At 34.3% G+C, this 7575-nt stretch carries 7 protein-coding genes; 6 read left to right on the top strand and 1 reads right to left on the bottom strand.

From position 1 onward, the window contains the following. Together EQ827_RS07105 and holA are read left to right on the top strand one after the other, a co-directional pair. A partial coding sequence (locus tag EQ827_RS07105) for a ComEC/Rec2 family competence protein (RefSeq protein WP_181190309.1) occupies positions 1–1331 on the top strand: 1331 nt, incomplete at its 5' end. Further along, a complete protein-coding gene (gene holA / locus EQ827_RS07100) occupies positions 1328–2356 on the top strand; it encodes a DNA polymerase III subunit delta (protein WP_181190308.1) in 1029 nt (342 codons plus the stop codon). The genes EQ827_RS07105 and holA, both read left to right, overlap by 4 nt. Before the next feature lie 49 nt (positions 2357–2405). On the opposite strand, the gene rpsT is transcribed toward holA, so the two are convergent. Further along, complete coding sequence (gene rpsT, locus EQ827_RS07095) at positions 2406–2657, bottom strand: 30S ribosomal protein S20 (RefSeq protein WP_181190307.1); 252 nt, start codon at positions 2655–2657, stop codon at positions 2406–2408. Between the two features lie 191 nt (positions 2658–2848). Here rpsT and rpsO point away from each other — a divergent pair, with 191 nt between their 5' ends. The 4 genes from rpsO (at position 2849) to tuf (ending at position 7415) form a co-directional block, all read left to right on the top strand. Then, positions 2849–3118, top strand: coding sequence for a 30S ribosomal protein S15 (gene rpsO, locus EQ827_RS07090; protein WP_181190306.1), 270 nt, complete (start codon positions 2849–2851; stop codon positions 3116–3118). Positions 3119–3353: 235 nt separating this feature from the next. Next, positions 3354–5042, top strand: a complete 1689-nt coding sequence (locus EQ827_RS07085; protein WP_181190305.1) for a ribonuclease J — start codon at positions 3354–3356, stop codon at positions 5040–5042. A 62-nt stretch (positions 5043–5104) separates the two neighbouring features. After that, positions 5105–6025 (top strand): hypothetical protein, encoded by a 921-nt coding sequence (locus EQ827_RS07080; protein ID WP_181190304.1) that lies wholly within the window; start codon positions 5105–5107, stop codon positions 6023–6025. A gap of 199 nt (positions 6026–6224) precedes the next feature. Next, entirely contained in the window at positions 6225–7415 is a 1191-nt protein-coding gene (gene tuf / locus EQ827_RS07075) for an elongation factor Tu (RefSeq protein WP_181190303.1), read from the top strand. Positions 7416–7575 lie beyond the last annotated feature (160 nt).

The raw sequence follows: 7575 nt of genomic DNA, 5'->3' as shown, positions 1-7575 counted from the left end.
GGCAAATCTCGCGGCATGATTGTTTTGCTTTAGTACTTTTAGGACAAACACTTTTTGATCCATATTTGTTATTTTCTTTAGCCGGACAATTAAGTTATTTGCTGTCTTATGGATTAATTGTAATTCCGGCGGCAAAGCCTTGGCAGCGTTCACTATTAATTAATCTTCTGAGTCTGCCTGTAATAATTTATCATAATTATAGTTTTAGTTGGTTAACGTTTCTGGCTAATATTATTTTGACACCAGTATTCGAAAGCCTGATTATTCCTCTAACAATCTTTAGCTTATTAATTCAAAATTTTTCAGTATTGCTTAAGATTATAGAGAGTGGGTTTACTTGCTTATATAAGCCAGTATTGGCTTTGGCTGACAGTAATTGGACTCAAATTACGACAGGGCATATTAATATTTTTATTGCTGTTTTGTTGGTAGGAATAACTTTATTAGCAGTGGCAACTTTGAAGATAAAGTGGTTTGACTGGTTGCTTTTAGGATATTGTTTGATTACGATAGTAAATCGATTTCCTTTACGAGGAGAAATTACATTCATTGATATTGGTCAAGGGGACAGCATCCTAATGACTACTCCAGGACATAGACAAACTTGTTTAATTGATACTGGTGGCCGCTTAAATTTTGGTAAATATAAAAGTAATTATAATCGTGTAGAACAAATTACGATTCCTTATTTAAAGTATCGTGGCATTACGCACTTGGACTATGTATTTTTATCGCATCAAGATGCTGACCATATTGGAGATTTGCATGTCCTTTTAAAAAAATTCCCTGTGCACCAGGTGATTTTTGCTGATGGAATGCAACAAAATCATGCAGTTGCTAAACAGTTACTTCCCTTCAAAAAAGTTGTTCAATTTAAGGCCGTTCATGTACATGATAGTTGGATTTTTAATCCGGAATTTAAAATTAAAGTCCTCTGGCCCAAAAGCCTGTCGCGCGGAATTAATGAAGATTCTTTGACTTTATTGGTTCAGGTACAGAATAAAAAATGGTTGTTTTCAGGTGACTTAAATCGAGATAATGAGTTAAAATTATTTAAGCATCCACAGATTATTAACTATTTAAAAGCAGGACATCATGGCAGCAAAACGGCTAGCGATCCCAAGTTTTTACAAATGCTTCATCCCCAATTGGTATTAATTTCAGCGGGAAGGCATAATCGCTATGGTCATCCTAGTCCAGAAACAATTGTCAATTTAAAGCATTTGCATATACCCTCTATAAATACTGCTGATCAAGGAATGATTAATTGGTATTATACAATCTGGCATCAGCAAACATGGAAATTATTTTTAAAGGAACAACAAAAATGAAAGTTAAAGATCTCAAAACAGAGTTAAAAAAGGGTATTTCACCCTTATATTTAGTTCTTGGAACTGAATCACAATTGCAAAAACAAGCCCGTCAAGAGTTTTTACAAATTTTAACGGGGCAAGAATCAGAAATGAATTTTGCAGAATTTGATTTAGATCAAGATAATGTTGAAGAAGCTGTAGGCGAAGCTAATTCAATGCCTTTTTTTGGTGAGCGACGGGTGGTATTTATCTTAAACCCAAATTTTTTACAAGGGAGCAAAACAAGTGCTTCCAACGAACAAAATCTTTCGGCTTTTATGAATTATTTACAACATCCTCAGCCCACTACTGCCATGGTAATTTTTGCACCATATGAAAAATTAGACAATCGCAAAAAAATAACTAAGTTATTGCAAAAGCAAGCAATTTTAGTAGCTGCTACTAAGTTAAGGGGAAATGAGGTAACACTGGCCTTAAAGCAGCAGATTACCGCTGCAGGTTTTCAAATTGAGCCTCTTGCTTTGGAAAGCTTAATTCAGCACAGTAATGGCGATTATTCGTTGGCTATTTCAGAACTGCAAAAATTGTATACTTATGCTGCTTTAAATCATCAGATTACTAAAGAAGCAATAGAGTATTTAGTACCTCAAACTTTAGATGATAACGTGTTTGATATGTTAGATGCCTTGCTCAAAAGAGATTTGAAACACGCTCAAATATTGTATCAGCAATTGATACTTTTAAAAAATGATCCCATTGCCTTGGTAGCATTAGCTGTTAGTCAAATAAGATTATTGCTCCAGGTTAAAATTCTACGTCAAGAAGGGATGTCTGCAGGTAAATTAGCTGGATATTTACAGGTTCATCCATATCGTATTAAATTAGCCCTTCACAAAGAAGCAAAATATTCTTTAACTAAATTACAGCAAGCTTTATGTAGTTTAGTGGAAATTGATTTTCGAATGAAAACAGGACAAGGTAACAAAGAATATTTATTTGAATTATTTATGATTGATTTTACTCAAAACATGCAACTTTTATAATTGGTTCAAAAAACCCCAGAGATTTTTCTCTGGGGTTTTAAAATATTCATTACTTAATTTTAGTTGCTAAACGTGACTTATCACGTGCAGCCTTATTTTGTTTAATTAAACCTTTAGATTTACCCATGTCAATCGCACGTGTAGCTTGCTTATATAAATCTTGAGCTTGCGGGTCGTTATTAGCAGCAGCTTTTTCAAATTTTTTAATTGCAGAACGCATAGTACTGCGTTGAGCTGACTTACGCTCGTTAATTTTTTCAGATTGACGTACGCGCTTCATAGCTGATTTAATTTGTGGCATCTTATCACCTCCATGCCTATACTCAATACTACAAAATTATACTTGAATTTTACTCGTTTTGCAATACACTAAGACTTGATTTATTCATTAAAATTCGGTATATTAGTAATATTCTTAGCTTAACAAAGTTTAGCGCAACACCGACGCCGACCTTGTTAGGCTGAATAATAATATAAAAGGTGGATATAAAAATGGCAATTACTAAGGAGCAAAAGCAAGAATTAATCGCAAAATATGGTCGTAAACCTGGAGATACTGGTTCTGCTGAAGTTCAAATCGCAATTTTGACAAATGAAATTAACAATTTAAATGAACATTTAAAAGTTAATAAAAAAGATCACCACTCTTATGTAGGTTTGTTGAAAAAAATTGGACATCGTCGTAATTTATTAGCTTATTTACGTAATAATGATATTAATCGTTACCGTGATTTAATTAAGAGCTTAGGCTTGCGTCGTTAATTTTTTACAATCACAGAGTTAATCTATTTTTAGGTAGGGTTTTGCTTGTGTGCATAGGTTAGTAAAAAGGGATCGGAACAATTATGTGTCCGGTCTCTTTTTTTGTGATATTTTCATGCCCATAGGAAATTAATGGTAATTGTGCTACAATTAAAACAAATATCTTCTAGTTGTCATTAATGGCAGTAAAAGTTTTTATTAATAAATAATAGAATGTATGAGAAAGGTGAAGTTATTGGCAAATTTGAATATTATTCCTCTTGGGGGATTACGCGAAAATGGCAAAAATATGTATGCCGTTGAATATGGTGATGAAATAGTTATTTTAGATTGCGGGTTGCAATATCCCGAAAATGAATTATTTGGAATTGATGTAGTTATCCCTGATTTAACCTATATTGAAGATAATATTGATAAAATTGTAGGAATCTTTTTGACACATGGGCATGCTGATGCGATCGGTGCCTTATCCTATTTAGTTGGCGATTTTGATATTCCAGTATTTGGATCTAAGCTGACAATTGAATTGGCCAAAATAACAATTAATAGTGATAAGCACAGTCGTAAATTCCACAATTTTCAAGTTATTGATGCTCAAACCGCGATTGATTTTAAAAATTTAAGTGTATCTTTTTTTAAGACAACGCATTCAATTCCAGACTCTTTAGGTATCGTAGTTAAAACGCCCGTTGGACAGGTGGTTTATACAGGCGATTTTAAGTTTGATCAATCAGCTACTGCTATGTACAAAACTGATTACCAACGGTTAGCTGACATTGGTAAAGATAAAGTTGTAGCGTTACTTAGTGATTCCGCCAATGCTGAATCACCATATCCTGCTGCTGATGAACGCGATATTTACACTTACATTTGGGAGACATTTGAATACCAGCAAGGAAGAATAATTGTTGCTTCTGTAGTTTCTAATATATTGCGTATGCAGCAAATTTTTGATGCGGCTCAAAAAATTGGGCGTAAAGTAGTATTAACGGGACAAGATGCTTCTAAAATTGTGCGTACAGTGATAAAACTAGGATATTTGAACGTTGCTGACGATTTATTAATTACTGCTCAAGAAGCTGAGAAACTCCCTAAAGAGAAAATTTTAATTATTGAAACCGGCCGGATGGGTGAACCTATCAAAATTTTGCAAAAGATGGCTACCAGTCGGCATCATTTTTATCATATTGAGCAAGGAGATTTTATTTTTATTGCAACTACACCTTCGCATGCTATGGAAACTAATGTAGCCAAAACACGAGATTTAATTTTCCGAGCTGGTGGCGAAGTTAAAGCTTTGGCTGACTCAGGACTTTATACATCAGGTCATGCATCTAAAAGTGATTTGCAATTAATGATTAATTTATTACATCCACAAAATTTAATACCTGTTCAGGGCGAATATCGATTATTAAATGCTCATGCTAAAATTGCTATGGAAACGGGCTTGCCAGAGGAAAATATTTTTTTGCTGCAAAACGGTGCTGTCTTAAGTTTTGAACATAATCAATTTCATTTGGCACCTGCAGTCACTGCTGGTGATACCATGATTGATGGCATTGGTGTGGGTGATATTGGAACTATTGTTTTACGGGATCGAAAATTACTATCAGAAGACGGAGTTTTTGTGGCCGTGGTTACTATTGATCGCAAAAAGAAAAAAGTGGTGGCTGCGCCAAAAGTAACCGCACGTGGTTTTATCTATTTAAAAGAAAATCGTCAATTGTTAAATGATAGTGCGGAAGTTGTAGTTCAAGCTGTGCAAAATAATTTAGAAAATAAGGAATTTGATTGGACTCACTTAAAGCAAGATGTTCGTGAGGATTTAAATCATTTTCTTTGGAATAAAACGAAACGTCATCCGATGATTTTGCCTGTTATTATGGAAGTTAATCAAAACCGCCACCGTAATAATCATAGATAAAATATCAAAGTCGAATAGTTAATTATGATTAAAACTGTCTTATGATTTTATTTAAGGAAAATATGAATAATTCACAAATCCAAGAACTATTACAACAAGCTAAACAGTGTGAAATGAAAAATAATTTTGTCCAAGCAGCAAATCTTTATGAACAAGCTTATCTTTTAGTACCAAATTTTAATATTGAACGGCAGCTAGTCAAAACATTAGTTAATAGTAATCAAGTCACAAAGGCGTTTTCCTATCTTGAAAACAACTGGAGTGATTATCTATATAAATTTGTGGATAGTAAATTATTAATTGAAGTGCTACTGGCACAGGCAGATTTTATTGGTGCTCAGCAGGTCTTAGTGCAAGTAAAATGGCAGAATCAGTCAAAAAAAGAGTACTTGCAGCAATTAATCATTCAGCAGCAAGTTATTTTTAAACATACCCATTTCAAACAAATTCAAGGAATTTTACAGCAAATTTTAGAAATTCTCACGCTACCCTTAGAACAACAAGTAGAGTTAGTAAAAAGGCTACATTGGTTAAGTTTTAAGCAATATTTACAGCAAACAAAACTACTAATTTTAAATCCCTATTTGCATCCTATTATTAAGGCTAGTGTGGTGGAGGATTTAGTTAAATTACAGTTAAACGAAAAATTACCGATAAGTTTTTGGGGTGAGATTCGTTCTTTTATTCCACAAAACTATTTCCTTATAGCCGATTTAAAGTCACTCCACGCTTTAAGAGAGGTATTACACAATATTGATATCAAGGGAGAGTTAGCGGAAACTTTAGATGCCCAAGTGAATTTGTATGCTGCTATGCTTTATCCGTATACTGATGAGATTATTATTGACTATTCTTTATGGATAACCCGGATTTTAAATTATTTTGGTATTGAAACAGCTCAAACTCTTGAAAAAGACGCAAAAGCTGGTAAAGTAGATATGTGGTTGGATAAATTTGAGGAGCTGCTCAGTTTATTCAATTAAAATTTGAATTTTGCAGGGAAAACTATTTACATTTTCTCTAAAGATTTATATACTACCAAAGTAGATATTTTTGGTAAGTATAACTTTGTATTTTGTTTCCAAAAGTAGTATAATTTCTGCATAAAGAGTCGTTTCTGCAAAGCTCTTTATATTTTTTTGCATTAGCGATTCGTTATTGACAAATAGGAGGTTTCTTTTAATGGCAGAAAAAGAACATTATGAAAGAACTAAGCCCCATGTAAATATTGGTACTATTGGCCACGTTGATCATGGTAAAACTACATTGACTGCTGCAATTACAAAAGTATTGGCAGACAAAGGGTTAGCTAAGGCTGAGGATTACGCTGATATCGATAAGGCCCCAGAAGAAAAAGAACGTGGGATTACTATCAACACAGCGCACGTTGAATACGAAACTGAAAAGCGTCACTATGCTCATATGGATGCTCCAGGACATGCTGACTACATTAAGAACATGATTACTGGTGCTGCTCAAATGGATGGTGCTATTTTGGTTGTTGCTGCAACTGATGGGCCAATGCCACAAACTCGTGAACACATTTTGTTAGCTAAGCAAGTTGGTGTTGATTATATTGTTGTCTTCTTGAACAAGACAGACTTAGTTGATGATGATGAATTAATCGACTTAGTTGAAATGGAAGTTCGTGACTTGTTGTCTGAATACGGTTATCCTGGGGATGATGTTCCAGTTATCCGTGGATCCGCTTTGAAAGCTTTGGAAGGCGATCCAGAACAAGTTAAAGTTATCGAAAAATTGTTAGATACGATTGATGAATATATTCCAACACCAGAACGTGACACTGATAAGCCATTCTTAATGCCAGTTGAAGATGTCTTCACAATTACTGGTCGTGGTACTGTTGCTTCTGGACGTATTGACCGTGGTCAAGTTAAAGTTGGCGACGAAGTTGATATCGTTGGTTTAAGAGACGACGTTGAACATTCAACAGTTACAGGTTTGGAAATGTTCCACAAGACACTTGATTTAGGTGAAGCCGGCGATAACGTTGGTGTACTTCTTCGTGGTATTAACCGTGATCAAATTGAACGTGGACAAGTTTTGGCTAAGCCAGGTTCTATCCAAACTCATAACAAATTTAAGGGTGAAGTATATATCTTGACTAAAGAAGAAGGTGGACGTCATACTCCATTCTTCTCCAACTATCGTCCACAATTCTACTTCCATACAACAGACGTTACTGGTGTTATTGAATTGCCTAATGGCGTTGAAATGGTTATGCCAGGCGATAATGTAACATTTGAAGTTGATTTGATTTCACCTGTTGCGATTGAAAAGGGAACCAAGTTTACTGTTCGTGAAGGCGGACGTACTGTTGGTGCCGGTGTTGTTACTGAGATTCTTGATTAATTTTAGTAATTACCTGAAAGCCTGACGAAAGTCAGGCTTTTTTCATGGAAATTACTTTTTCATGCTATTAAATTAAATATATTTTCCAGAAAAAATGTTATAATCGATTTTATAACATTTACAAGTAATTTTATTTAAGGTAAGATTAATGAGTATGTAG

The sequence above is a fragment of the Bombilactobacillus bombi genome, assembly GCF_013607485.1.
Lineage (GTDB): Bacteria > Bacillota > Bacilli > Lactobacillales > Lactobacillaceae > Bombilactobacillus > Bombilactobacillus bombi_A.
The sequence above is the reverse complement of the archived record's forward strand: the minus strand, read 5'-3'. Positions and strand labels throughout refer to the sequence as shown.